18 protein-coding genes and 1 tRNA gene are annotated in these 25,667 nt (G+C 39.8%); 2 read left to right on the forward strand and 17 right to left on the reverse strand.

Features of this window, described 5'->3' with window-relative positions:
• Positions 1-2: 2 nt before the first annotated feature.
• The 15 genes from FGL72_RS05175 to glmS form a co-directional block, all read right to left on the reverse strand.
• Positions 3-902, reverse strand: coding sequence for an SGNH/GDSL hydrolase family protein (locus FGL72_RS05175; RefSeq protein ID WP_085698924.1), 900 nt, complete (start codon positions 900-902; stop codon positions 3-5).
• Positions 899-1,873: a ribose-phosphate diphosphokinase gene (locus FGL72_RS05180; protein ID WP_085698922.1), complete on the reverse strand. Its 975-nt coding sequence runs from the start codon at positions 1,871-1,873 to the stop codon at positions 899-901. The genes FGL72_RS05175 and FGL72_RS05180 overlap by 4 nt, the downstream gene beginning before the upstream one ends.
• A 46-nt stretch (positions 1,874-1,919) precedes the next feature.
• Positions 1,920-4,319 (reverse strand): SF1B family DNA helicase RecD2, encoded by a 2,400-nt coding sequence (gene recD2 / locus FGL72_RS05185; protein ID WP_146992835.1) that lies wholly within the window; start codon positions 4,317-4,319, stop codon positions 1,920-1,922.
• A gap of 30 nt (positions 4,320-4,349) precedes the next feature.
• Positions 4,350-5,003, reverse strand: a complete 654-nt coding sequence (locus FGL72_RS05190) for a histidine phosphatase family protein (protein WP_004903453.1) — start codon at positions 5,001-5,003, stop codon at positions 4,350-4,352.
• A gap of 1 nt (position 5,004) precedes the next feature.
• Positions 5,005-5,343: a DUF1831 domain-containing protein gene (locus FGL72_RS05195; RefSeq protein ID WP_004903455.1), complete on the reverse strand. Its 339-nt coding sequence runs from the start codon at positions 5,341-5,343 to the stop codon at positions 5,005-5,007.
• A gap of 82 nt (positions 5,344-5,425) precedes the next feature.
• The gene (locus tag FGL72_RS05200) at positions 5,426-6,541 is read right to left on the reverse strand and encodes a BMP family lipoprotein (protein WP_040190075.1); all 1,116 of its coding nucleotides are present in this window, start codon (positions 6,539-6,541) and stop codon (positions 5,426-5,428) included.
• 124 nt (positions 6,542-6,665) lie between these two features.
• Positions 6,666-8,105: an RsmB/NOP family class I SAM-dependent RNA methyltransferase gene (locus FGL72_RS05205; protein WP_004904127.1), complete on the reverse strand. Its 1,440-nt coding sequence runs from the start codon at positions 8,103-8,105 to the stop codon at positions 6,666-6,668.
• A complete protein-coding gene (rbsK, locus tag FGL72_RS05210; protein ID WP_004903462.1) occupies positions 8,102-9,016 on the reverse strand; it encodes a ribokinase in 915 nt (304 codons plus the stop codon). The genes FGL72_RS05205 and rbsK overlap by 4 nt, the downstream gene beginning before the upstream one ends.
• 185 nt (positions 9,017-9,201) lie before the next feature.
• Entirely contained in the window at positions 9,202-9,627 is a 426-nt protein-coding gene (locus FGL72_RS05215; RefSeq protein WP_004907269.1) for a phosphate-starvation-inducible protein PsiE, read from the reverse strand.
• Between the two features lie 51 nt (positions 9,628-9,678).
• Entirely contained in the window at positions 9,679-13,992 is a 4,314-nt protein-coding gene (locus tag FGL72_RS05220) for a PolC-type DNA polymerase III (RefSeq protein WP_085698918.1), read from the reverse strand.
• Between the two features lie 53 nt (positions 13,993-14,045).
• Positions 14,046-15,761 (reverse strand): proline--tRNA ligase, encoded by a 1,716-nt coding sequence (locus FGL72_RS05225; RefSeq protein ID WP_004907278.1) that lies wholly within the window; start codon positions 15,759-15,761, stop codon positions 14,046-14,048.
• Positions 15,762-15,841: 80 nt separating this feature from the next.
• On the reverse strand, positions 15,842-17,098 hold the full coding sequence (gene rseP / locus FGL72_RS05230; RefSeq protein WP_085698916.1) for an RIP metalloprotease RseP: 1,257 nt from the start codon (positions 17,096-17,098) through the stop codon (positions 15,842-15,844).
• Positions 17,099-17,102: 4 nt separating this feature from the next.
• Positions 17,103-17,897 carry a phosphatidate cytidylyltransferase gene (locus tag FGL72_RS05235; RefSeq protein WP_004903473.1) on the reverse strand — a complete coding sequence of 265 codons (795 nt, stop codon included), beginning with the start codon at positions 17,895-17,897 and terminating at the stop codon, positions 17,103-17,105.
• Between the two features lie 3 nt (positions 17,898-17,900).
• Positions 17,901-18,686, reverse strand: a complete 786-nt coding sequence (locus FGL72_RS05240) for an isoprenyl transferase (RefSeq protein ID WP_004903475.1) — start codon at positions 18,684-18,686, stop codon at positions 17,901-17,903.
• Positions 18,687-18,804: 118 nt separating this feature from the next.
• Positions 18,805-20,610 carry a glutamine--fructose-6-phosphate transaminase (isomerizing) gene (glmS, locus tag FGL72_RS05245; RefSeq protein WP_040190069.1) on the reverse strand — a complete coding sequence of 602 codons (1,806 nt, stop codon included), beginning with the start codon at positions 20,608-20,610 and terminating at the stop codon, positions 18,805-18,807.
• A gap of 184 nt (positions 20,611-20,794) precedes the next feature.
• On the opposite strand from glmS, the gene ade reads away from it, so the two are divergent.
• Complete coding sequence (gene ade / locus FGL72_RS05250) at positions 20,795-22,450, forward strand: adenine deaminase (protein ID WP_004903478.1); 1,656 nt, start codon at positions 20,795-20,797, stop codon at positions 22,448-22,450.
• 2 nt (positions 22,451-22,452) lie between these two features.
• The gene (locus FGL72_RS05255; RefSeq protein WP_004903480.1) at positions 22,453-22,959 is read left to right on the forward strand and encodes a hypothetical protein; all 507 of its coding nucleotides are present in this window, start codon (positions 22,453-22,455) and stop codon (positions 22,957-22,959) included.
• A gap of 36 nt (positions 22,960-22,995) precedes the next feature.
• On the opposite strand, the gene FGL72_RS05260 is transcribed toward FGL72_RS05255, so the two are convergent.
• Both FGL72_RS05260 and FGL72_RS05265 read right to left on the reverse strand, forming a co-directional pair.
• Positions 22,996-25,407 carry an FtsK/SpoIIIE family DNA translocase gene (locus tag FGL72_RS05260; RefSeq protein WP_048801372.1) on the reverse strand — a complete coding sequence of 804 codons (2,412 nt, stop codon included), beginning with the start codon at positions 25,405-25,407 and terminating at the stop codon, positions 22,996-22,998.
• A gap of 134 nt (positions 25,408-25,541) precedes the next feature.
• Positions 25,542-25,613 (reverse strand) — tRNA-Glu (locus tag FGL72_RS05265).
• Between the last annotated feature and the right edge of the window lie 54 nt (positions 25,614-25,667).

Below are 25,667 nucleotides of genomic sequence, written 5' to 3' on the forward strand. Positions count from 1 at the left end.
AATTAAATTCCTTTCAAAATATATTCTGCAATTTGTTGATGTTCTAAAATATTTGGGTGGACACGTTCATCTGTTGCGAGCCATTGTGAAGCGTCAAATAACGTAAACTGCGAAAAACGCTTGATTTCTTCTTGGAATACCGTTTTAAATGCCCCATTTAAAGGGACAAGTAAAATAATTCTAGCTGTATGAAAACGTTTGATCAGCTCAAGCAAATAGATACGTAACCCAAAAGCAAAACTGTCGGCCGTTGCATGGTAATTAAAATCATTTGTACCATAGTTCACAATAACTAAATCTGTTATAACGCGTCGTCGCGCAACATTTTCTGCTACGTGCCATAACGCTTCAATAGCTGTTGGCTGCTGAAAAGGCGCATGTGCGGTAAGCCCTGTGCCACCATAAGCAATACGACTCATTGGCTTGTTTAGTGCAGTAGCAACTAAATAGGGATAACTTAATTCCGGATGATGCCCATCAATTGCCATATCTTCGCCAGCAGAAATGGAATCACCAACAAATGTTATAAAGGGTTTATTTATTTCAATTGGTGTTATATCACCTTGATCCACGCTCATACCTAGCAGTATCACTTGCTCTGACCACAGTGTGAGGCTATCACAGGCAATAGTGCGTAGCATGACGGTAATCGCAACATCTGTCATATTATCTGGTACAGCAAAAGATAAAGTTTCACCATCAACAGTGACATCTTGCCAAACTGTGGCACCCATTTTAACAGCAAAAGATAGACCGGGATAAGACCTTTGGAACGTACATTGTACCTTTTTGACATGATGCGCGTTAAATTGAATAGTGGCACCAAATTGCGTGGTTACAGCATGTTGGTCTACCATCCCCCATTCTGGTGATAATAGTGGCTTTATATCAACTGATTTCATAATTTCACATCCAAATTATCCGGACTTTTTAAAATATCTTCAATGCTTTCGCAAGCCGCCACTCGCTTTATCGCTTCAGCAAATGGTTCAGCAACAGAAATTTGCGTTAATTTGTTAAACTGCTTTGTCTCAGGTACTTCAATACTATTGGTTACCAACACCCGCTTAATAGCAGAATTTTCTAATTTAGAAACAGCATGATCAGATAAAACAGCATGCGGCGCGACAGCATATAGTTCCGTAACACCCGCAGCCACTAATGCCTGACTGGCAACCATCATACTTGAGCCAGTATCAATAATATCATCTAAGAGAATTGCTCTTTTTCCTTTGACGTTACCAGTAACACTGTCAGGCTTATTGGTAACCTTTTCTTCAGTACGATGATCCACTACAGCCCATTCGGCATGCAATAATTTCGCAAATTTGCGAGCACGGCTAACACTAGCATGATCTGGTGCAACAACGACGAGGTCATCACCTAATAACTGATTAGCATAAAAATAGTGCCCGAGTGCCGGCATTGAAATTAGGTGGTCAACAGGGATATCAAAAAATCCTTGAACTTGATCAGCGTGTAAATCAAGTGTGATAACCCGCTTAACACCCTGCGATTCTAACATATTAGCAATTAGCCGTGCAACAATCGGTTCGCGAGAGCGCGCTTTACGGTCTGAACGTGCGTAACCAAAGTACGGAATAACCACATTGATTGTTCGAGCAGAGGCGCGTCTTGCGGCGTCAATAAAAATCATCAATTTCATGAAGTTATCATTTACAGGCTCTGTAATACCCTGAATCACATAAACATCACGTCCGCGAACCGTTTGGTGAATACGTTCATAAATTTCATTATCTGCAAACTGTTTGACATCAATAGTGGACAACTCAATGTCTAAAATTTGGGCAATCTCTGTTGCTAATTGTGGATTACTTCCAAGACTAAATATTTGATATTCAGGGGGCGTCATATCATGCTCTCCATTTTTCTTTCTAATTTTATTATAACAGCATTTTTTAATTTAACATGAAATCATCTGGGGTAACCTCGTTCATACCAATCATTGGATCAATGGTTTGCGCCGAAATAATACCAGCTGTCAGTTGGTAAGTTAGAACGGTTTTCTCGGGCTCATCTTGCTTGATAATTGTTTTTTCAGAGGTTTTATTGTCGACAATTGATGCTTGTAAGCGCTGCTTTAAAGTAGTCGCACGTTGTGGCACCGGTGTTTTGGCTGCCCGATTGAAAGCTTGATAATCACCAACCAAAATTAATGCTTCTTTAGCTCGTGTGATTCCTGTGTACAATAGGTTCCTATTCAGCATAAGACCGAATTGAGAGGTCAGGACCATAATGACCAATTTAAATTCATTCCCTTGCGCTTTGTGAACTGTTGTCGCGTATGCCAAAGTAAGTTGACTGAGATCTTTTTTAGTATATGCTAACTCTTTGCCATCAAAATCAACGACCAAACGGTCTTCATGATCTTCATTGCCCTTATCTTGTTTAGATTGAACAGCAATAATTGTGCCCATGTCACCATTGTAAACATCCCGCTCGCTATCGTTTTCCAACTGTAAAACTTTATCACCCTTACGAAAATAGGTGTGCCCAAATTGCAGTGACTTTTTCGTTGCCTTTTCTGGATTAAATAGTGCTTGTGCCATCGTATTTAATGTCAGCACACCAGCTGATGTTTTATAAATGGGTGTTAATATTTGTAGGTCATCTTGTGTATAGTTTTTCTTAATTGCAGCTTGTACAACTTGTTTAATCGCTGTTTCTGCTTGCTCTGGTGATACCATGAACGTGGAACGATCATGTTTATTCTCTAAGAAATCCTCAGGTAATCGGCCACTTTTAATATTTTGTGCTAATGCGGTAATACTACTACCACGGCCTTGTCGATAAATCGTTTCAAGCTCAATGTGTGGCAGAATACCACTGTTAACCAAATCAGCTAAGACATTGCCCGGCCCCACGGAAGGTAGTTGATCTGAATCACCAACGATAATCAATTTCATACCACTAGGAATGGCTGCCAACAACTTAGCCGTTAACTCAATATCCAGCATTGAGGCTTCATCGATGATTAAGAGTCCACCGAAAATTGGATTTTCGTTATCAAATTCCGGCTCCCCCAAATCAGTAATTCCAAGTAAACGATGAATAGTTGTCGCATCATGTCCAGTCACTTCAGTCATCCGTTTAGCTGCTCGACCAGTTGGGGAGGCCATTTTAACGGCATATAACTTTAAAAAATCCTGAGCATTATCGGCAAATTTGGCATGGTGCTGTAGTATTTTTTGCCACGTCGCAACAATTGATTTAACAATAGTGGTTTTACCAGTTCCCGGGCCACCAGTTAATAAAAACACCTGCGCATTAAGCCCTGCTTTGACGGCCGCAATCTGTGTGTCATCTAATATTAATTGGCTTGGTGTGTCAAACCCTGAATCAACATCAGCTGCTGTTAGGTCAATCGGTGCTGGTGCATGGACCAAGCGTGTCAAATGCTGTGCAACCTTATTTTCAGCGACATAAAGGGTCGTTGCGTAAATTTTATCGTCGTCAACTGTTAAAACATGCTGTTCAATCAACATCGTTATCGCTGAATCAATAGCTGAGTCAATCCGATTTTCACGTAATAATTGATAACTTATTTGCCGGAGTTGTTCACGCGTGACGTATGTATGGCCATACTGAAAACTCACATTCATGATGGCCGCATATACTGCAGCCTGTAAACGTTTGGTATCTAATCTGTCGATGCCCAATTGTTGACCGACTACATCAGCTACTTTAAATGATATACCATCAAATTCAAACACGAGACGATAAGGGTCGTGCAACAAAATATCTTGTGCCTCTTGACCGTATTGATCATATAAACGGCCAGTAATATCTGCTCCAATACCAAATTGATTACCAATTTGAAATAGTCGTTCTAACCCTAGATTTAATTGTAAATTACGTACTAACTTTTGTGCTGTCGCAGGCTTTACTAAGCCATCTAACACAGTGGCGTCCTTTAAGATTAAATCTACAGCATTTAAGCCTAGATGTTCGACAATTTTTTCAGCTGTTTTTTGACCAATACCAGAAAATTGCCCACTAGCAAAGTATTTAATTAATCCATTTTCGTCTGGCGGCATTTCATGCTCATACCTCACCACCTTGAGTTGTTTACCATACTTTGGGTGCCGCACGATTGTGCCATAAAAAGCATACATACTGCCTTCCTGAACATCAGCAAATGTCCCAGTAGCAATAATTTCTGGTTCATCCCATTGGTTTAACGTTGCATCATCTATTTGAATAGACAAAATCTTGAAATAAGAGTCATTAGACGCAAAAATCACATGTTGTAACGTACCAGATACCTTATCTAATTGTTGTTCTTCCTGATAAACCATGCGTCGTCTTACTTCAGGTCTCCATTATCACTATATTGTCGTTGTATCGTTCTGTGCTTTATTAAGATAAGACGTATTATTCCAGTCAACAACTTTAAATGTTTGTCCGTCTTCGGTTGACAGTATTGTAGTCGATGTATTACTTAACCCACCTCTTTCACGAATAGCCATTCGTGGTGTCTGAAGTAGCCCATTGATACCAAATGATAATGCCATACCATGAGAGATAATTAAAATATTATCATCCGGATACTTTTCTGCTAAATTTTTGATAAATCGAACAAATCGTTTCTCTGCTTTAGTGTAGCCTTCACCGTCAAATTCTTGTCCTTCAAATTCATCTAAATTTTCACGGTAATTATAGTATGCTGTTGCATATTTTTGTTTCACGTTTGCAACTAATTCGCCTTCCCATTGACCCAACCCAACTTCAGCAATATTAGATCGTAATGAGACATGCCCACGATATTTCATTGTTCGCAAAATGTTTTTTGCAGTTATTCGTGCCCGTCGTAATGGTGAGGCAAAGACATGCGCAAAAGAAACATCTTTTAAGTATTCGCCGACCTTAATCATGTCGTCATAGCTTGAGGGCAATAATTCAGAATCGCCATTGCCACCCTGAAAGCGCCGTTCAAGATTCCATTCAGTTTGACCATGTCGTACAAAGTAAAATTTCGTCATATTAAATCTTTTCCAGCACACCACGTGCTACTAATTCCGTCATAAAAAATTGATACAGTTGTACCATGTTAGTCGCCTGTGCATGCTTAAAAATATCAATACGTGCCAAATCACCAGCAGAAACAGTGCTTAATTTAAAGCCAGTTAACTCTTTATTGACAGTTACTTTTAATTGTATGGCATTTGCCAATGCTTTTTCCGGCTCTAAGGAGCGATGTAACACATAAGCACCGGCGTTATTAGTTATAAAGCCCAAATCACCCAATGTATATTTTTTAATATCTTGACTTATTTGATAAGTTGCATCTCCCGGTATCGATACTTGTTGCTTAAAAGCCATTTGTCTCGCCTTTCTACTTAAAAATACTAATTCCATTATAACAAAAAAGCACCCCTACTCGGACGCTTTTTACGATAACTATTTAGAATTTTTGGTTAAATTGTGACCCCTCAGGGTGATTGGGTACTTTAATTGTACCGTTGATGATTGCTTTTTGAGCTTTTTCTACTGCTGCTTTTTCTGAAGTTGATAACTCTGAATCAGTTAAATAGACACCATGTTCTTTTAAGCCATAGGCAATCGTCTTGCCACCAGGGAATTTTTTAGTTTTATTGTAATCAGTTGCTATATTTTTAACACCATCGCCAACAGAAGTAATTGATGAAGCTAATGTTGAGGTTGCTGACTTACCATCTTTCGAAGTGTATGCCCCGTCAGATTTTTGATCGCGATCGACACCAATAATATAGAGACGGTCCTTTGAATCGGCGGTCAATTTAGTGTTTTCAGCTTTAGCTTCTGAAAATGCACCATTACCAACAAATCCAGCAGCAGCAAAAATTGTCTTGATACCAGATGCATACATTGTTGCAGCGATGGTCTTACCCTTTGCTGAATCTGTAAATGAGTTAGCATATTGTTTTTCAACTTTTAATGTGGGGTCAGTTGCTTTAACACCCGCCTCAAATCCAGCATCAAAGGCATCAATAATGTTTCCATGAATGCCACCAATAAAGCCAAGCGTCTTTTCGCCATTCTCCTTGGCTTTTGTTGCAGCAGCCACACCGGCTAGATACGATGATTGCTCAGAACGAAACATCACTGAAGCGACATTTGGCCGATTAGTCACGATATCATCAACTAACACAAAATTCTGTTTTGGATTAAGCTGAGCTGATTTTGTAATCGCTTGATTCAACGAATAACCGATACCATAAACAATATTATACTTTTTGTTTTTTGTCGCTAAATTGAAGTTTTGATCCAAATCCGAATGATCTGCCGTTGTAAAATAAGTTACCGGTGCATTCTGCCCTGACTTCATATTATTCGCCTTGGCGTAAGCTTTAGCGCCTTCCCAAGCTGACTGATTAAATGAATGGTCGTCAACACCACCTGTATCTAATACAAGACCAAGCTTTGCGCCTTTGTGTGTTTCTGCATCGGATTTTTTTTGACCCGTCGTAGCAGCATAAATACCGCCACCAACAATCACAACTGCAGCAGCACCAATAATAATTTTAGTTGATTGATTCATGGTGATTTTCTCCTTTATCGAGGTATAACATTGTATAGCACCAACCTCTTGTTAATAAGTACAAATTAATATTATAGGTCTTTTTAACTCTTACACAAGCCCAAATAAAGTCATTGACAATGACCTATTGATTATCACTTACCTTATCTTGTTGAACGACGAAACGTAACCCTTTAGGAAAGAAATTTTTAATTTGGCCGTCAACGTAGCGACCCCACCCAGCACCATTACCATTGGCTGTCATTAAAACCCAGCCTTTCTGAAGCTGCTTACTAGGGCGAATAACATCGCCGTGAACATATTTTGCCCATTCTAATGTAGTCATCTCATAGTGCTGGACGAAGTCTTTCGCCGGCAAGGCCAAGGCCAAAGCATGTGCAGGTTCAAAACGATTCTTTTTGAATGTCCCTACCTCAAGTCCCAAGCGTAAAATTTTCAGATTGCTAATATCAGGCGAATCGATTGGCGCTAAGTACAAACGATCCCCAAATAATTGCCATTGGCGTCCTTGCAAATTAAAGTCAATCATCGTGTCATGAAGGAAAGTAATTAGTATTTCTTGTTGTGTGGCATTTAAAGTCACTGACTTCATGCGCTTAACATTGTCTTGTTGCGCTTCTGGGTTAGCCTGTTTTGAGAGCTTAGCTACAAAATGCCCTTCGCCTTGCAAGTGATTGGGCCAAAGTCTAGCTGTCTGTTTAAGTATCTGTTGTGATTGTGTTTGGCTTTGATGATTTGTGCCATCAGTATAAGCTTTATCAGCCCATGCAGGCTCGCCATCATCAATTCGTGCCGATACAGGTTTATTAATGACTTCTAGGCTAAACTCAGGGTATGTTGATAACAACCAGGCAATCATTTGCTCATCTTCTTCCGGAGCAAATGTGCACGTTGAATAAACAATTTGACCACCCGGCTTTAACATTTTAACAGCTTCACTTAAAATATCTCGCTGTAAATCCGCTAATTCTTGAGGGAAATCTTTATGCCACTGCTGAATAGCTGCCTCATTTTTGTGAAACATTCCCTCGCCCGAACAAGGCGCATCTAATAATATTTTATCGAAATATTGGGGTAATTTGGCACTGAGTTCGGCAGGTGTTTGCGAACTGACAATACTGTTTTGGACGCCCATTCGTTCAATATTTTCACTCAATATTTTGGCTCGGTTCAAAAAAATTTCATTCGACCATAGTAAACCTTGTTGCTGCATAAAAGCTGCCAAATGTGTTGACTTACCACCTGGGGCAGCAGCTAAATCTAATACGCGTTCACCAGGTTTTGGATGAAGCACTTCGCCGACAAATTGAGCAGATGGTTCTTGCGAATAAACTACACCTGTAACATGATCCACTGCATGTCCTGACACCGTACCAAAATAACCCCATTCCCCATATGGCACGCGGCCATCATTTGGTGTGTCAAATGTTTTACTGTTCGCTTTTAATGGATTAATACGATAGCCTTTTGCCACAGGTGCATTAAAGGACGCAAAAAAATCAGGCGCTGATTGCCCGAGTAATCGCGTGTATTTATCAATAAAATCTTGTGGTAAATTGGTCATTTAAAAGCCTCTACCTCATCACTTGTTGGAATAGAAGGAATAGCTCCTGCCCGAGTAACAGCTATTGCACTAGCAACACTTGCACGATGTATGGCATCATCTAAATTAGAAAAATCAGGTGCAATAACCGTTGCCAATGTGCCAATAAAAGTATCTCCAGCAGCTGTTGTATCTACCGCCTTAACTTTATTTGGTTTTGCCCACCAGCGTTTCTGACCATCTGCCACAAAAGACCCAGCATCACCTAAGGTGATGACACTGCGCGACACACCCTGAGACAATAGGTCATCACTCACGCGATTCAATACTGCTTCATCATTTTCAACAGTCAACCCTGATAATAGTTGGGCTTCTGTTTCATTTGGCAAAATAATATCTGTCACCGCCATGAGTTCTGGCGTCAAATCATAGACAGCAGGCGCTGGGTTGAGAATTGTCTGAACACCATTAGCCTTAGCAACTTTAAAAGCTGCAATGATGACATCCAACGGCACTTCGAACTGTGCAATGAGTGTGTCAGCATCAGCAATCATTGTTTTGTCTAAATCAGCTACAGTAAGCGCTTGATTGGCGCCACCGTGGATTAATATTGTGTTAGCCCCACTATCTTGTAACATAATATAAGCAGAGCCAGTAGGGACATCCCCATTGGTGGTGACAGCATCAACATTCACACCGTTGGTTAATAGCGTTGCACGCATAAACTGGCCATTAGCATCGTTGCCGACTGCACCTATAAACGATACTTCTGCGCCTTGACGCGCAGCAGCAACTGCCTGATTAGCGCCTTTACCACCAGGTGCAGTAGTGACATCTGTCAACGCCATTGTTTCCCCTTCTAACGGCATACGTGGCATTTTCATAATATTATCGACATTTAAGCTGCCGAGAACTACAATTTTTTTAGTCATGATCTCAGTATGTTGTGTCCTACAACACATTCCTCCGAAAGATTATTACCATTTAATCATAACATATTGACCCTAGTAAAAAACGCGTAATCAGGCGCTTTTTCTTAAGCAAAGAGCCTATAGCTATGCCTGTAATTATTAAAAAAAAAAGCAAATGATTATTACTTATTGATAATAAGTAGTCTTCATTTGCTTTTTTGTAATCTTTTCGTTTTTTCTCGAAAAAAGCGATAAAATGTTAAAGCAATCACGAGTAAAAATATCGATAATGCTAATAATAGCGTTCGCATTGTTTGATCGTGATAGACCAAAATAGCTCGAATTAATGCTGTGACCCCAATATATAGAAAACTTTCCATACTAATATGCGCATCTTTAATAAAGTATTCTCGTATTAAACTCATAAACTCAAAAAACAAAAATACAGCCAAAGTTGACTCAGTGATTTCATTAAAGTCAGCGCGCATATCGTTCACGGTTAGCAGTAAGTGTAATAAATGATAGATTGACCGCAACAAAAAGCCAAATATTACAACACCAATAACAATAATCACAACATTTAAAACATATTCAAAATAATTTGCAACCTTCTGATGCCATTCATGTTTCATAACAATCATATCCTATCGTTGTTTTATAGGTCATATTAAGTGTGCGACTGATTAAAAATCAAACAAACTAAGCTGATTTTCATCAGGCATACCATCAAGGACCGAATTCTGTGATAAATAATCAATAATAGTTTGCGAAACTTTGCCTCGCTTTTTCAAATCCTCTTTACTTAAAAACGGCTTTTCTTGTCGTGCCACAATAATCTGCTTTGCTACGTTTTCACCTAAACTGGGGACAGCTGAGAATGGTGGAATCAACGTATCACCGTCAATCACCCACTCACTTGCTTCCGACCGATACAAATCAACCATGGAGAATTGAATGCCACGTTCTAAAGCTTCATTAGCCATTTCTAACACGGTTAGCAAATTTTTATCGCCGACCGTCGCATCATTGCCCAAAGCACGCAACCGCTTTAAAGCCTCTTTAGTTGCATTTTTTCCACGGCTCATCGCCACAATATCAAATTGGTCGGCCCGCACAGAAAAATACGTAGCATAATATATTGTCGGGAAATAAACCTTAAAATAAGCAATACGAAGCGCCATCAAGACATATGCCGCCGCGTGTGCACGTGGGAACATATACTTAATTTTAAGCATTGATTGGATATACCACTCTGGAATTTTAGCCGCTCTTAATTGCGCCTGATATTCATCAGTAATGCCTTTACCTTTACGGACTTTTTCCATAACGTTAAAAGCATCCGCCGCTGGAAAGCCCCAGTTAATCAAATCGGTCATGATTTTGTCACGTGTTCCAATAACGGTACCGATCGTTGCAGTGCCATTTTCAATTAATTCGTTGGCGTTGCCTAACCAAACATCTGTGCCGTGCGATAGTCCAGAAATCTGTAGTAGCTCGGAATAAGTATGCGGCTGCGTTTCTTCCAACATACCACGGACGAAATTTGTGCCGAACTCTGGTAATCCTAATGTACCCGTTTTAGAAAATATTTGTTCAGGGTTAACCCCAAGCGCATCAGTCGACGTAAACAAGCTCAAAACGCCAGGGTCATTAACTGGTATGGATTGTGGATCAATACCAGACATATCTTTTAACGTACGAACCATGGTAGGATCATCATGACCCAAAATATCCATTTTCAACAGGTTATCATGAATAGCATGATAATCCATGTGTGTGGTCTGCCACAATGACTTTTGATCATCAGCTGGGTATTGTACTGGCGTAAAATCATACACATCATATTCACGCGGCACAATTAAAATACCGCCTGGATGTTGTCCTGTGGTCCGTTTTACCCCTGTAATACCTTGTGCTAATCGTTCTACCTCAGTACCACGATAATTTTTATCATGATCACGTTCAAAGCCTTTAACATACCCAAAAGCAGTTTTTTCTGCTACGGTAGCAATCGTTCCTGCACGGTAAACATTATGTTCACCAAACAATACTTTCATGTAATTATGTGCAATAGGTTGATAATCACCAGAAAAATTCAAATCAATATCGGGCACTTTATCACCCTTGAACCCCATAAAAGTTTCAAATGGAATGTTTTGACCGTCACCAATTAGCATCTCCCCAGGGTGATTCGGGTCAGGCTTATCAGGTAAATCATAACCAGATTCATATATTTTGGGATCAGCTAACTCAAAATAATCACCATGTGCACTACGGTAGTGCGGTGCAAAAGGATTAACTTCAGTTATTCCTGACATTGTAGCGACAAAAGAAGAACCAACTGACCCACGCGAGCCTACTAAGTAGCCATCCTTGTTCGATTTTTCAACTAATTTTTGTGCAATCATGTAGTGTGGCGCAAAGCCATTTCCAATAATCGCCTCTAATTCTTGATCAATTCGAGCCTGTATCACTTCTGGCAAAGGATCACCGTACCATCGTTTCGCATTTTCAAATGTGCGTCTAGTTAATTCGTCCCCAGCTGTCGGAATGTTTGGCGGATATGAACCACTTTTCAATGGTGTAATTGTTTCCAAGCAATTAGCAATTTTATGCGTGTTATCAATTACCAACTGGCGGGCTAAAGTATCACCCATAAAAGCAAAATCGTCCAAAAGTTGTTGTGTTGTTCGAAAATAATTCTCTGGTAGTGCCGTACGATTTTGCGGATTACCGGGCTGCGTGCCAATTAAAATTTGACGATAAATCCGGTCTTCAGGATTTGTGTACTTAATATCACCAGTCACAACAACCGTTTTATCCAGCTCATCACCAATACTGACCATATCTTTTAATATTGATTGCAATTGTGACTCATTAGCAATCAAACCTGATTCTATCATTGGTGCATAATTTGCGGTGGGTTGAATTTCAATAAAATCATAATACTTTGCTTTTTGTAAAGCAGCTACACGGCCCTTTTCAATCAGTGTCATAATCACATCGCCACTGGTGTCACCCGTACCAATCAATAAACCTTCACGCAACTGATTAAGCACGGATCTTGGAATACGTGGTACACGAGCAAAAAACTCAATGTTTGATCGTGACACTAATTTATAAAGATTTTTTAGACCAACTGTATTCTGAACTAATAATGTGGCATGGACTGGGCGGCCATGTTTCCAGGCGTCTCCCTCTGTCATATGATCATTGAGTTGTTCATGGTCTGTTAAAGCATAGGTCGTATTAGCTTCCTTAATTAGTCGCCAAGCAATGTGTCCCGTTGTTTCCGAATCAAAAATTGCTCGATGCGCCTGCTCTAAGTTGATATTAAAACGTTTTGCAATCGTTCCTAAACGGTACGACTTATAATCTGGGTAAAGCCAGCGTGTAAATGGTAAAGTATCAATAATCGGGTTACTGATATCGGGCTGATTGTAGCGACTATAAGCCGCATTCATAAATCCAATATCAAATGTAACATTATGGCCGACTAAAATAGCATCCCCAACCCACGCTCTAAAGCGCGATACTATACTTTCTTCGGTGTCTGCATTAGCCACCATCGCATCAGTAATGGAGGTCAACTCAGTTGTAAAATCAGACAACGGAAATCCCGGATTGATATATTCTGAAAACTTGTCAATCACATTGCCCATCTGCATTTTGACAGCTGATAATTCAATAATTTTGTCCGTAACAGCAGATAATCCGGTGGTTTCTAAATCAAATGCGACATAAATTGTTTCTTTTCCTAAAAGAGGAACTGGCGCAAGGTTAAAGGCAATTGGCTCGCCATCTTCGACAAGATTAGCTTCCATGCCATAAATCATTTTCAAATCATTTTTTTTACCGGCCGCAACAGCTTCTGGAAAGCCTTGAACGTTTGCCGTATCAACCACACCTAAGGCCTCTTGCCCCCAATTTTTTGCTAACTTTGCCAGCGCACCATAATCGGTCACTGCATCCATAGCAGACATTGCCGTGTGGACATGTAACTCAATGTGTTTAGTTTCACCTTGATACGACTCTGCACGATTAGCATGGTCTATCACCTGTAGATCATAAATATTAAGAACTAATTCACGAGCGTATGTATCCTCTTGCACATTACCAGATAAACGAACCCACATACCTGGCTTAATTTGATCAAAAACAGCTTCGTCATTCTCATTATTTGAGAATTTTTTTGCTGAAATCGAACTTGAATAATCAGTTATTTTAATCGTCATTAATTTGCGTCCGGAACGTAATTCACGCACTTCATTAGCAAAAATAAATCCTTCAACAACCACGCGATTTTCTTCAGAATCGATTGTTTCTAGTCGCGTAATATCCGCGTCAGTGGCAATTTTACGGCCAAGCGTGAGTGCAACACCTTCAGCTGTCGTTTTCGGCTTCGCTTGTTCGCTAGCACGAATTGCCTTTTGTAAGTCTTCTTGTGCTTTCGCATGATGTTGGGCAACACTATCTTCAATTTGTTGTGCTAGTGCTTCATCTTGCTGAGGTGTTAAAGTAATTTCAGGAAATCCAAAAGTTTGATATGCTGCAACGATTGAATCGATAACATCTTGATTGAGCGCTTTAAAGAGTGATTCGGCACCAACTGCAACGGTATACTGCGTCTCATCTAGTAATGCCAAGCTTGTATTACTAGCCAATTGTTGCGCTGTCGTATGATTTAATTTTGAATCTGATAAAGCCAGATGCCAGTACTGATTCATCTGTATTTCATTAATACTGCGGTCAGTTGTTGTAATATCTAACTTAATCTGAGCAATGTTTGTAAATGCCGTATGTAACTGTTGTCTAAATTGGACAAACACATTGGCTGGCAAAATAGCTGTTAATGCTATTTTAAACGTCCATAGTTTGTCTTGCTTAGACACAATCACTTGCGTTAAACGACCATTTATAAAGTAGGATTGTAATTCATCTGACAAACCAATCTGTGTCATCAAATGCGTTAATTGTTCTTGTTGGGTTAATGCCATAAATCCCCTCACTATTCTCGAGTAAAAAAGCCGATTATATCGGCTAGTTTTACTTACTTGTCACCATTCAATAATACTGAAACAGAATCAACCACTTCACTGACACGCATTTCAATATTCGTGTTGCTTGCACGCACCTTAACTTCAACAACATCTTCACTAGCTTTTTTACCAACTGTAATACGAATAGGCAATCCAATCAAATCGGCATCAGCAAATTTAACCCCTGCACGTTCTTTACGATCATCAATAAGTACTTCAAGCCCTTGCTTTGTCAGCAATTCTTCAAGCTGACTGGCAACGCGTGCTTGTTCGTCATCTTTTGTATTAACTGGTACGATATGAACATCAAAAGGTGCGACACTGGCTGGCCAAACCAAACCGTCATCATCAGCTTTTTGCTCAACAATGGCGCTCAATAGTCGTGACACACCAATTCCATATGATCCCATAATCATATCCACCTGTCGGCCATTTTCGTCAAGCACTTGTGCGCCCATGGCCTTAGAATATCGTGTTCCAAGCTTAAATATATGCCCTATTTCAATTCCCTTAGTAAACACTAAATGACCATGACCGTCAACAGCGACATCACCTTCTCGTGCCGTTCTGAAATCACCGATATTTTCTTCGGTTAGTTGAACGTCACGTTGCCAATTAATATTAAGATAATGCTTACCATCTTCATTAGCACCAGCTGCAAAATTCACTAAATCAGCTGCCCGTTCGTCAACCAATAATCGAACATTCTCAGGCAATTTAACTGGTCCCAATGAGCCAAAACTGGCACCAATCAACGCTTTGACTTGTCCTTCTTCTGCTAGTTCTAACGTATCAGCCTGCAAGAAATTTTGAACCTTCACGTCATTAACTTCAAAATCGCCAGTTGTTACCACTGCGACCAATTCACCATCTGCCATAAACATAATGGTTTTGGCTAGCTTTTCAGCCGGTACATCAAGTAATTGTGACAACTCTTCAATCGTTTTTTCATTGGGCGTATCAATTTTTTCAAGTGGCTCTGCTGAAAAAGTTGGCTTTTGACGCTCATAAAAATCTTTTGCCATTTCTAAATTAGCTGCATAATCAGTTGTATCGGAGTAAGCAATAATATCTTCTCCGGCTGCAGCGGGTGCAGAAAATTCTTTAGAATCTGAACCACCCATTGCTCCTGCATCACCAACAATGGCACGATAATTTAAACCAATACGATCAAAAACATTGGTATAAGCAGATTCCATATTACGAAAGGCTGTGTCTAATCCTGCTTGGTCAGCACTAAAAGAATAAGCGTCTTTCATAATAAATTCACGTGTACGTAACAAACCAAAACGAGGTCTATTTTCATCACGGAATTTTGGTTGAATTTGATAAACCACCAAAGGTAACTTTTTATATGACTTGATATCGTCAGCCATTAATTGTGTAAAAGTTTCTTCGTGAGTTGGTCCTAAAATAAAGTCACGATCTTGACGATTCTTAAATTTATAAAGATTAGGGCCATAAGTTGTATAACGACCGGATTTTTGCCATAACTCAGCTGGTAAAATTTCTGGTACTAACATCTCATTAGCATCAATACGATCCATTTCTTCACGAATAATCTGCTCGATTTTATTAAGGACGCGCTTAGCCATAGGTAGGTATGAAAACGTGCCTGCTGATACTGGTCGGATAAATCCAGCCTTTAATAATAATTGATGACTCTTAACTTCGGCATCTGCCGGCACTTCTCGTAAAGTTGGCATTAATAGTTTCGACTGTTTCATGGGTATCCTCGATTTTCTTTTTTAATTATGTACGACGCGAAATGCGCCTGTTTTTTTGTTATAAAATAATAATTACTAATTTACCGCAGTAAATCGTTAATTGTTACGGCTACCATTAAAGCAATCATAAATACTGCACCAGCAATGGTTACGCCATTCTCAAATGATGCTGGTAATGGCCGACGGATAATCGCTTCAATTGCGTTTAAAACCAGTTTGCCACCATCTAGTGCTGGGATTGGAATCAAATTCATTATACCTAAATTAACTGATAACATGGCCATAAAAATCAAAATATTTAAGAAGCCTGTTTTGGCAACCGTTGATGTCTGTTTCGCAATTGACACTGGCCCACCAAGCTTATTTAAGCTAAAACCACCCGTAAACAAATGTGATAAAGCGTACCATACACGTTGTACAACTGCAATAGTTGATACTATACCGTACTTAACTCGTGCTCCAAAATCGGTATATGTTTTCGCAGTTATCCCAATGACTTTTTGCTGAGCATCTGAAGATTTTAAATCAATGGGTATCATATGTAGCGTCTTTAATTCACCGTGCCGTTTGACCACAACTGTCAAATTCTGCTGCTTAGTAGCTGAACCAATGATTGTAGACATTTGAAACCATGTCTTCACTTTGTGCTTGTCAATACTGACAATATCATCATTTGCTCGCATACCAGCTCGATCAGCTGGCATATTTGACTGAACATTGCCAACAACTGTGTCATTTAAAGTGACACTTTGCTGTATAAATCCCAAACTAATGAAAATTCCCAACGCTAGTAAAAAGTTCATGACTGGTCCAGCAATATTAATTAACGCACGTTTATAAACAGCTGCGCTCTGAACCCATGTGTCTTGTGGGGCAATTTGCACAGCCACCCCACTTTTTTCAAAAATAATAGCATCGTGCGCAACATTAAATGTCCGTTTTTCAGTGCTATCCTGCAAAAATCCGGTTACTGTTAATTGATTGGTTAAATCAAAACTATCGACTTGAAAAGGTACTCCGGCAACCGCCTCATCAGCACGTGTATCAATTTTAATGACAACTTGATTGTCATTAAATTGCAGACGAATCCTTTGTCCAGCCTCCAAATCAGCTTCTTCATCCATACCTGCCATACGTACATAGCCACCGACTGGCAAAATACGTATGGTATACGTTGTATGATTGCGTCGCCAATTTAACAATTTTGGTCCCATACCAATGGCAAATTCACGCACAAGGACCCCAGATTTCTTAGCCACTATAAAATGCCCAAATTCGTGCACAGTGACTAAAACACCAAAAATAAAAATGAATGCAATAACTGCGGTTAAACTCATATGATTATCCTAACATGCCTAAAATAGACATCAGTGGCATAACAACTAGCATTGAATCAAAGCGGTCTAGTATACCACCATGACCTGGTAAGATATTTCCCGAATCTTTAACACCATAATGTCTTTTAAACCCTGATTCAATCAAATCACCAAGTTGTCCTGCAATAGAAAGCATAATTGTAAAGAATAATAACTCTAAATAATGGTATTCAGGAAGCCAATGACACAATGCAAAAAGTGTTGGCACAACAATAACAGCTACTACACTCCCACCAATCGAGCCTTCCCAGGTTTTGTTAGGGCTAATCTTGGGTGCTAATTTATTTTTCCCAATCGCACGACCCACCATATATGCCCCAGAATCAGTAATCCAAACGATCAACATACCAAACATCACTGTTGATAATCCTACCGTGTCGGCTTGATAGAAGTAGTGAAACCCTATCCCAACATACAGCATTGTGAGTACAAGTGCTCCAGCATCATCGAAATTAAAGCGATTTTTGACAAATATCGTATTTAAGACCATCAAAAATGCCAAAATGTAGAAAACAATGTGCGAACTTCTAATCAGCGGCACTGTCTGCCAAAAACTATTCGGTAAAATAATTGCAACCACACCAATAAAACTAATGATTGCTTCTGCAGATACTAAAAATCGGTGCTTCATACGTAAAATTTCACTAACACCAACGACACCCATAGCAATTGTCAATATTAACAAAGGCCAACTACCGATAATCAGTAGCGGTACAAAAATAATCAAAGCCACTACGGCTGTTATAACGCGTGTTCTCATTTATTAAGACTCACTTTCATACTTTTCAGTTACATTTAAGCCGCCAAAGCGACGATCACGTGCCGTAAAAGAAGCAATCGCTTCTACTAAGTCATCAGCAGTATAATCAGGCCATAACACATTGGTAAAATACAGTTCGGCATAAGCTGATTGATAAGGCATAAAATTGCTTAAACGTAACTCACCTGAGGTACGAATCATCAAATCCGGCGCTGCCAATTCACCCAGAGTTCCTGTTTGTAATGAATCTGCAAATAATTTGGCGTCAATATCTTCAGGCTTGATAAGGCCTTCAGCCACCATGGTCGCAATTTTCTTAGCTGTTGACACAATTTCAATTTGCCCACCGTAATTCAAGGCAAAATTTAAAATCATACCAGTGCCACCAGCCGTTTGGGCAATAGCACGATTTACTGCGCGTTGTGTTTCCGCGGGTAGTTGTGCAATATTCCCCATAACATTGACACGGATGTTATTTTTAATCAAATCCGGTACGAATTCGTTAAAAAAATCAATCGGTAACTTCATCAAAAAACTGACCTCGTCATTAGGACGAGACCAATTCTCTGTTGAAAATGCATATAATGTCAGAACCTTAACGCCTAAGTCACTCGCAGCTGTAGCGATTTTTTTGACAGTATTCATGCCAATTTTATGGCCTGCAACACGTGGCATTAAGCGTTTTTTGGCCCACCTGCCATTACCATCCATTATAATGGCAATATGGTTTGGGATTTTGAGTTGTCCATCGACAACCACCGTATTATTTTTACTTTTAAAAAGCGCCAAGATTGGCCCCTCCTTCATATGCGTTTTTACGCAATGGTATCTACTTAATTTTACCAGATGTCTTGCCAACCTACAAAAAAAACGTGATAAGAATTTTCTTATCACGTGCATTAAAAAATTACTGAACCGTAACAGATTTTGCGAGGTTTCTTGGTCGATCAACATCTAAACCACGATCAAGCGTTGCGTAATAAGCAATGAGCTGTGCTGGAATAACCGTTAACAATGGCATTAATAGTTCATTAACTTCTGGCAAAACATAAGCATCACCAGCTTTAGCCAGCGCTTTACTTGAAATAATGACAGCATTGGCACCGCGAGCGGTCACTTGCGCAATTTCACCACGCACAAGGCCAGCTGTTTTTGTCTGTGTCAATAAAGCAAAGACGGGTGTTCCTTCTTCAATTAATGAGATGGTGCCATGCTTTAATTCTCCGGCGGCAAAACCTTCTGTTTGAACATATGATATTTCTTTTAGCTTTAATGCCGCTTCAACGGCAACAGCTGCATCTAAGCCACGGCCAATATAGAAAGCAGAACGACGGTCACGCAATGCTGATTCCGCAATCGTCTTAAAGGCCTCTTTTTGATCGATAATGACTTGCATTTCAACAGCAACCTTTGCCAACTCATGCTTCAAATCTAAGGTGCTATTTCCAGCGGCATGTGCCAAAATAGCTTCCACAATAATTTGAGCCGTATATGCTTTTGTTGATGCCACAGCGATTTCTGGTCCAGCAAGCAATGGTAGGGCGAAATCAGCTTCACGCGTCAAAGTTGAATTCATCACATTAGCGATAGTCAATGAACCAAAGCCTTGCTTAATGACATTATCTAATACTTCACGGGAATCTGCTGTTTCTCCAGATTGACTTAAGAAAATAAAGAAAGGCTTGTCGCTCAACAATGGCTGATCATAAGCAAATTCTGATGAGATATGAACCTCAGTTGGCTTACCAGTCCATTGCTCAAAGTAACGCTTGCCCACCAAACCAGCATGATAAGATGTGCCTGCTGCAACGATATATAATCGATCAGCTGACTGTATTGCTTCAATAATGGCCGGATCAATGTTTTGAATCTGATTATCATCATCAAAATAATGTTGTGATAATGTTCTGGCGACAATGGCTTGTTCATCAACCTCTTTCAACATGTAATATGGGTAAACACCCTTATCTGTTTCTGAAGCATCGATATCAATATGGAAAGCTTCGCGCGTAATCTCTTGGCCGGCTGCATCAAATAAAGTTACTTTGGCTTTATCAATAATAGCAACTTCACCGTCCATCAATTCGATGAAATTTTGTGTCACATCCAACATTGCTGCTGCATCTGAAGTCACAACATTACCTGAGTCGGATACCCCAATTAGCAATGGTGACTTTTTCTTAGCAGCATACATTAAGTTGGGTGTTTCACGATCCATTAACAAAAAGCCATAAGCTGAATTGTCATCCAACAAAGCAATCATCTTACGGAAAGCATCCAACGTTGACAATTGGTCTTCCTTTGAAAACTTATCAATCAATTGTACCGCGATTTCGGTATCTGTTTCTGAATGCAGTGTCACCCCTTGCAAATAAGTGTCACGTAATTCATCATAATTTTCAATAACACCATTGTGTACCAGATAAAAACGGCCATCTTCTGACATGTGAGGATGCGCATTTTCAACTGATACACCACCGTGTGTCGCCCAGCGCGTATGTGCAATACCTGCTGTCCCAGCAATACCTTTACCTTTTGTTGCAGCTTCTAATTTTGACACGCGGCCTTTTTCACGAATTAAAAAGTCCCCCGCTGCACCGTTACTAACATAAACACCAGCTGAATCATAACCGCGATATTCAAGCTTTTCTAATCCCTTTAATAGGCTAGGCAAAACTTGATTGATACCAGTATATCCAACAATTCCACACATAAATAAATTCCTCTTTTTCAAATTGGTTAAGATTAAATATCAAACTAACACCCACTATTCTAAAGCAATAAAAAGGTTTTGTCAACGAAATCAAATAATTGGTATACCTCTAAAATAAGTAGATAACAGCGTATTCGGCACGCAATTTATGGTAAACTGTTAGAAACTGAAAGAGGGATTTATTGTGGCAAAAACAGTATCATGGCATATTATTAATGCTAAAATTTTAGATGTATTTAATTTAACTTTTGAAACCAGCGAACTATGGATTGATCATGATAAAATTGTCTATCGCGGTCGTCGTTCAGATTTACAAGCTCAGCATACGTTTGATGCGCAAGGACAGTATATTGTTCCCGGGTTAATTGATGCCCATATGCACATCGAAAGTTCTTTGCTGGCCCCAAGTGAATTCAGCAAATTAGTTGTGCCACATGGTATTACACGCGTCATTGCTGATCCACATGAAATAGCTAGTGTTGCTGGCGTATCAGGTATACAATATATGCTTGAAGAAGCTAGACAATCACAACTCCATATCCATTATATGTTACCTTCATCTGTGCCAGCAACACCTTTTGAACACGCTGGCGCAACACTTCATGCGGATGCATTAAAGCCTTTTTACAGTGTTCCAGAAGTAAATGGTCTTGCAGAAGTCATGGATTTTCCGGCAGTTTTCAATGAAGATGAAGATATGCACCAAAAAATCAGCGATGCACAAGCAGCTGGGAAACATGTTGACGGACATGCTTCCGGACTTTCACGAGAACAACTAGCCATTTATCGTAAGTATGGCATTGATACTGACCATGAAAGCGAAAATGCGCAACAAGCACGCGATCGCTTAAATGCTGGCTTTTCAGTATTTGTTCGTGAAGGAACGGTAGAACGCGATGAATCCGCCATTTTACCGGCAATTAGCGTAGCAAACCAAGCGCACTTTTCCTTCGCAACAGATGACAAAACCGCTAATGATATTCAACATGAAGGTGCCATTGATTTTAATGTAAAACTCGCCATCCGATCTGGCATGAGCCCGGCTATGGCTTTTACAATTGCAAGTTATAACGCCGCTACTGCTCATCGGCTAGACAACGTTGGGGCACTCACAGATGGTTATGTTGCTGATCTTGTTATTATTGATTCATTAGACGATTTCAATATCAAAAAAGTGATGATTAGTGGCCAATGGTATGTTGAACCGGAAACCACAGTCTTACCGCTAGCCAATCAATCGCTCAATTTCACACTCACTGTAGATGACCTCAAGCTGCCAATCAACGATAAAAAGCCTGCCCATGTTATCGAAATTATGCCACACCATATTACAACTACCCATTTAGTTGAAGATGTACCAAGCCAAGAAGGCTTGTTTGTCGCCGATAAAACTTATGCTAAAATCGTGGTTGCTGAACGTTATCATAATCTCGGTCATGGTGTTGGTATCATTAAGGGATTCCAAATGACAGATGGCGCTATTGCTTCGACAATAGCCCATGATTCGCATAACATTATTATCGCTGGTACAAATGATGAAGATATGCTTTTGGCAGCAAACAAATTACGTGAAATTGGTGGTGGTGAAGTTGTTGTCAACAACGGACAAATAACCACATTGCCCTTAGCAATTGGTGGTTTGATGTCTGAACAATCGTATACAACTGTTATTCAAGAAAACAACACCCTGCAAGCTGCTTTTTCAAAGATAAGTCATCTTAATTTTGATCCGTTCTTAACTTTGTCTTTCATGGCTTTACCCGTCATCCCTAGCCTAAAAATAACTGATCAAGGGCTATTTGATTTCAATACATTTTCATTTATCAACATTCAGGACTAATTATGCAAACATTAAGTATTTCCCCACAAAACCTCCTAACAATTCTTATCGGGCAACAAACGATTCTCCCTCATGCGCCTAGTGGTCAATTTTTACTGGCAACTCATAAACATGCACAACTAAATTTACCATCTGAGATGGCTGGTTGTATTGTATACATTGATGATCAATCACAGGCAACACTAGTTGCATTGGTTCACCCTTTTCATGTTGCGCAGCACGACAGTATTTTCGACACTGATGACAGACTCATTCATCGGGAACCTTATAATTGGTTTGGACCGCAAGCTCTAGTGATTGAAAAAAAGTTAAATGATTTTTCTAAAACATATGATGGTCCTTTGACTGAGGACGGTGCCATTCCTCGCAATTACATTCCGGATAACATTGCGCAACCAGCACTATTATCAGACGAATACTGGAATAGCTATTTACCATTTGTAAACGACCCGACTGGTTCATTTGCGCAACAAGTACAACCATTATTTAAGCACAATCAAAATAGTTAATATAAAAAAGCCTAACTTTTATCGTTAGGCTTTTTATTAATTAATATCTTGCTGATGTTCTGTCCCAGAACTACCATCACTGATATTCACACGTCTTGGACGCGAGCCATCTGACGGACCAATATAACCGCCAGATTCTAAGTCATCAATTAAACGTGCTGCGCGATTATAACCAATCCTAAAACGACGCTGCAACAAAGATGTTGAAGCTTTCTGCTGTTCAATCACAAATTGTAGCGCTTCTTGGAATAGCTCGTCTTCACTGTTTCCTTGATTTGTACCATCAGTCGATTCTTGTGCAATATCTTCGTCGGTAACGGTCATCGCTTCAGAATATTGAACAGTCTGTTGAGATTTAACAAAGTCAACAACATTCGTAACATCTGTATTACTAATAAAAGCACCTTGTATTCTTTGGCTCGGCTTGCCAGGTGGGGCAAAAATCATATCCCCTTTACCAAGTAACTTTTCAGCACCGTTAGTGTCTAAAATTGTCCGAGAATCAGTACCTGACGCGGTTCGGAATGCGATACGTCCTGGAATATTACTTTTGATTGTGCCATTAATTACTTTAACATCCGGCCGCTGTGTGGCTAAAATCATGTGAATGCCTGCGGCACGTGCTTTGGCGCCTAAACGTGCAATAGACACTTCGATTTCTGATCCTACTGTACTCATTAAATCAGCAAATTCATCAACTATAGCAACAATGTAGGGCATTTTTTGCATGATGGCTGCCCCAGTAGTGGCTGCTTCATCGTTCTGTTTGGCAACAGCTGCGTTATACTCACCAATATTTCTTTTGCCAAATTGTGCCAAAAGCTTATAGCGATTTTCCATTTCGTCAACGACTTTTTGCAAGGACTTAGCAGCTTTACGGGGATCGGATACCACCGGTGTTAATAAATGCGGAATACCATTATAAATTGATAATTCAACAACTTTAGGATCAACCATCATCAATTTTAATTCACTCGGTTTTGCTTTCAACAAAAGCGACACAATAATGCCATTCAAACCAACAGATTTTCCCGAACCAGTTGAGCCAGCAATCAGCAAATGCGGCATATCGGCTAGATTAGCTGTAATGATATTGCCAGTAACATCGCGCCCTAATGGCACACTAAGCAAATGCTTATCATCCTTCGGTGCATGTTCTATCATATCTCTAAAACCAACAACTGCTTGCGTATCATTTGGAACTTCGACACCAACATATGGTTTACCAGGAATTGGTGCTTCAATACGAATCGATTTCGCCGCAAGTGCGAGCGCGAGATCATCAGCTAAATTAGCAATACGGTTGACTTTTACACCTTGTCCTGGCTTCAATTCATATTGTGTAACTGTCGGCCCCAAAGACACACTCGTGACTTCTGCCTCCACGCCAAAACTCGACAGTGTATCATGTACCAAACGTGATTTTTCAGTTAAACTCTGAAACTCGTTGGTTTGGTCAGTTGGCGATACTTGTGTCAATAAATCGGATGATGGTAATTGATAATCTGGATTGTCGATTTCTGGTTGATCTGTCGTCATCACGATATCATCATCGCGTGCTGTTTTGTCAAGGCTGTTTGTTGTTTCGGCTGTTGGTGCTTTTTTAGGTGCGTCCGATTCATTATTTACATCATCAGTCACTGGTCCTTGCCACTTGATTTCCGGCTCAACAAAAGGTTGTGCAGGCTCTTGATGTACCGCGGGCATTTCCGATTGCACAATTTCTGCTTGCTTTTTATGGTGAAGACCTAATGGGTCTTCACCATAATCTGTAATATCTTTCTTGGGCTTTTTTCTAAATAAAGACTGTCGTTTTTCTGGTCTATTTTCACGTTGAGACTGAACATAGGCAACCCCTTCTTGAGCTTTTTCGAAGCCTTTTTGGGTTAAATCACGTGCTGGAATCCTGAAGAAAATCACTACCCCACCAAAAAAAAGTATCAATGAAATAATCCAAGTCCCTATGTTAGAGAGTAGCGTAAATGATACTTGATAGAGTAGTGCGCCAACTACACCACCTCCTACGGGCGTGTTAGCTGATTTGTTGGCGACATCTTGTGCAATCAACCGCAGAATTTCACTAGCAAAACCATTACTATTTTTTATGTCGTACGTGAAAAATAATAGTGATGATAAAGTCAAAAGTGCTACGAAAGCCATAACCAAACCGATAACAAAATGATGTGCCACTTTGATCCATTTTTTAAAGATAAAATAATAACCTAAAGATACGGTTAATGGTAGTAAGGCCACCCAATACAAATTTCCAAATAGAAAACGACCGGCATCAGCCACATAGACACCTAATAAGCCAAGTTTAAAAAGACCTAAAATTCCTAGTAATGTTGCGAGTAAAATAGTGATATTTTTACCAACAACAACACGAGTGCTTGTTTTTTTGCGCGATGTAGTTGTTCGCCTCTTTTGTGGTGTTTTTCGAGTTGCCAATGGTTTTATCCTTTAAAATTAAATTAATATATCATCTTTTATTTTAGCATGAAACAAAAACAAACACATGTTCGTTTTTGTTTTGCTTAACCTCATGCTATATAAAAAGCCGCAACCGAAGTTGCGACTTGATATAGCTCGTGAGAGAATCGAACTCTCGATTCCGCCGTGAAAGGGCAGCGTCTTAGCCACTTGACCAACGAGCCATGGTCAGTGCAGTCTAACTGTGTTAGACAACTATAATATAATACCAAGAAAAC

The organism is Leuconostoc citreum, assembly GCF_007954785.1.
GTDB classification, from domain to species: Bacteria; Bacillota; Bacilli; order Lactobacillales; family Lactobacillaceae; genus Leuconostoc; species Leuconostoc citreum.

Excerpts from the sequence above, each read along its gene's own strand:
- FGL72_RS05175 (WP_085698924.1), bottom strand. The coding sequence starts at position 902 with ATGAAATCAGTTGATATAAAGCCACTATTATCACCAGAATGGGGGATG.
- FGL72_RS05180 (WP_085698922.1), bottom strand. The coding sequence starts at position 1,873 with ATGACGCCCCCTGAATATCAAATATTTAGTCTTGGAAGTAATCCACAA.
- recD2 (WP_146992835.1), bottom strand. The coding sequence starts at position 4,319 with ATGGTTTATCAGGAAGAACAACAATTAGATAAGGTATCTGGTACGTTA.
- FGL72_RS05190 (WP_004903453.1), bottom strand. The coding sequence starts at position 5,003 with ATGACGAAATTTTACTTTGTACGACATGGTCAAACTGAATGGAATCTT.
- FGL72_RS05195 (WP_004903455.1), bottom strand. The coding sequence starts at position 5,343 with ATGGCTTTTAAGCAACAAGTATCGATACCGGGAGATGCAACTTATCAA.
- FGL72_RS05200 (WP_040190075.1), bottom strand. The coding sequence starts at position 6,541 with ATGAATCAATCAACTAAAATTATTATTGGTGCTGCTGCAGTTGTGATT.
- FGL72_RS05205 (WP_004904127.1), bottom strand. The coding sequence starts at position 8,105 with ATGACCAATTTACCACAAGATTTTATTGATAAATACACGCGATTACTC.
- rbsK (WP_004903462.1), bottom strand. The coding sequence starts at position 9,016 with ATGACTAAAAAAATTGTAGTTCTCGGCAGCTTAAATGTCGATAATATT.
- FGL72_RS05215 (WP_004907269.1), bottom strand. The coding sequence starts at position 9,627 with ATGAAACATGAATGGCATCAGAAGGTTGCAAATTATTTTGAATATGTT.
- FGL72_RS05220 (WP_085698918.1), bottom strand. The coding sequence starts at position 13,992 with ATGGCATTAACCCAACAAGAACAATTAACGCATTTGATGACACAGATT.
- FGL72_RS05225 (WP_004907278.1), bottom strand. The coding sequence starts at position 15,761 with ATGAAACAGTCGAAACTATTAATGCCAACTTTACGAGAAGTGCCGGCA.
- rseP (WP_085698916.1), bottom strand. The coding sequence starts at position 17,098 with ATGAGTTTAACCGCAGTTATTGCATTCATTTTTATTTTTGGTGTTTTA.
- FGL72_RS05235 (WP_004903473.1), bottom strand. The coding sequence starts at position 17,897 with ATGAGAACACGCGTTATAACAGCCGTAGTGGCTTTGATTATTTTTGTA.
- glmS (WP_040190069.1), bottom strand. The coding sequence starts at position 20,610 with ATGTGTGGAATTGTTGGATATACTGGTATCAATCAAGTTTTGCCTAGC.
- FGL72_RS05255 (WP_004903480.1), top strand. The coding sequence starts at position 22,453 with ATGCAAACATTAAGTATTTCCCCACAAAACCTCCTAACAATTCTTATC.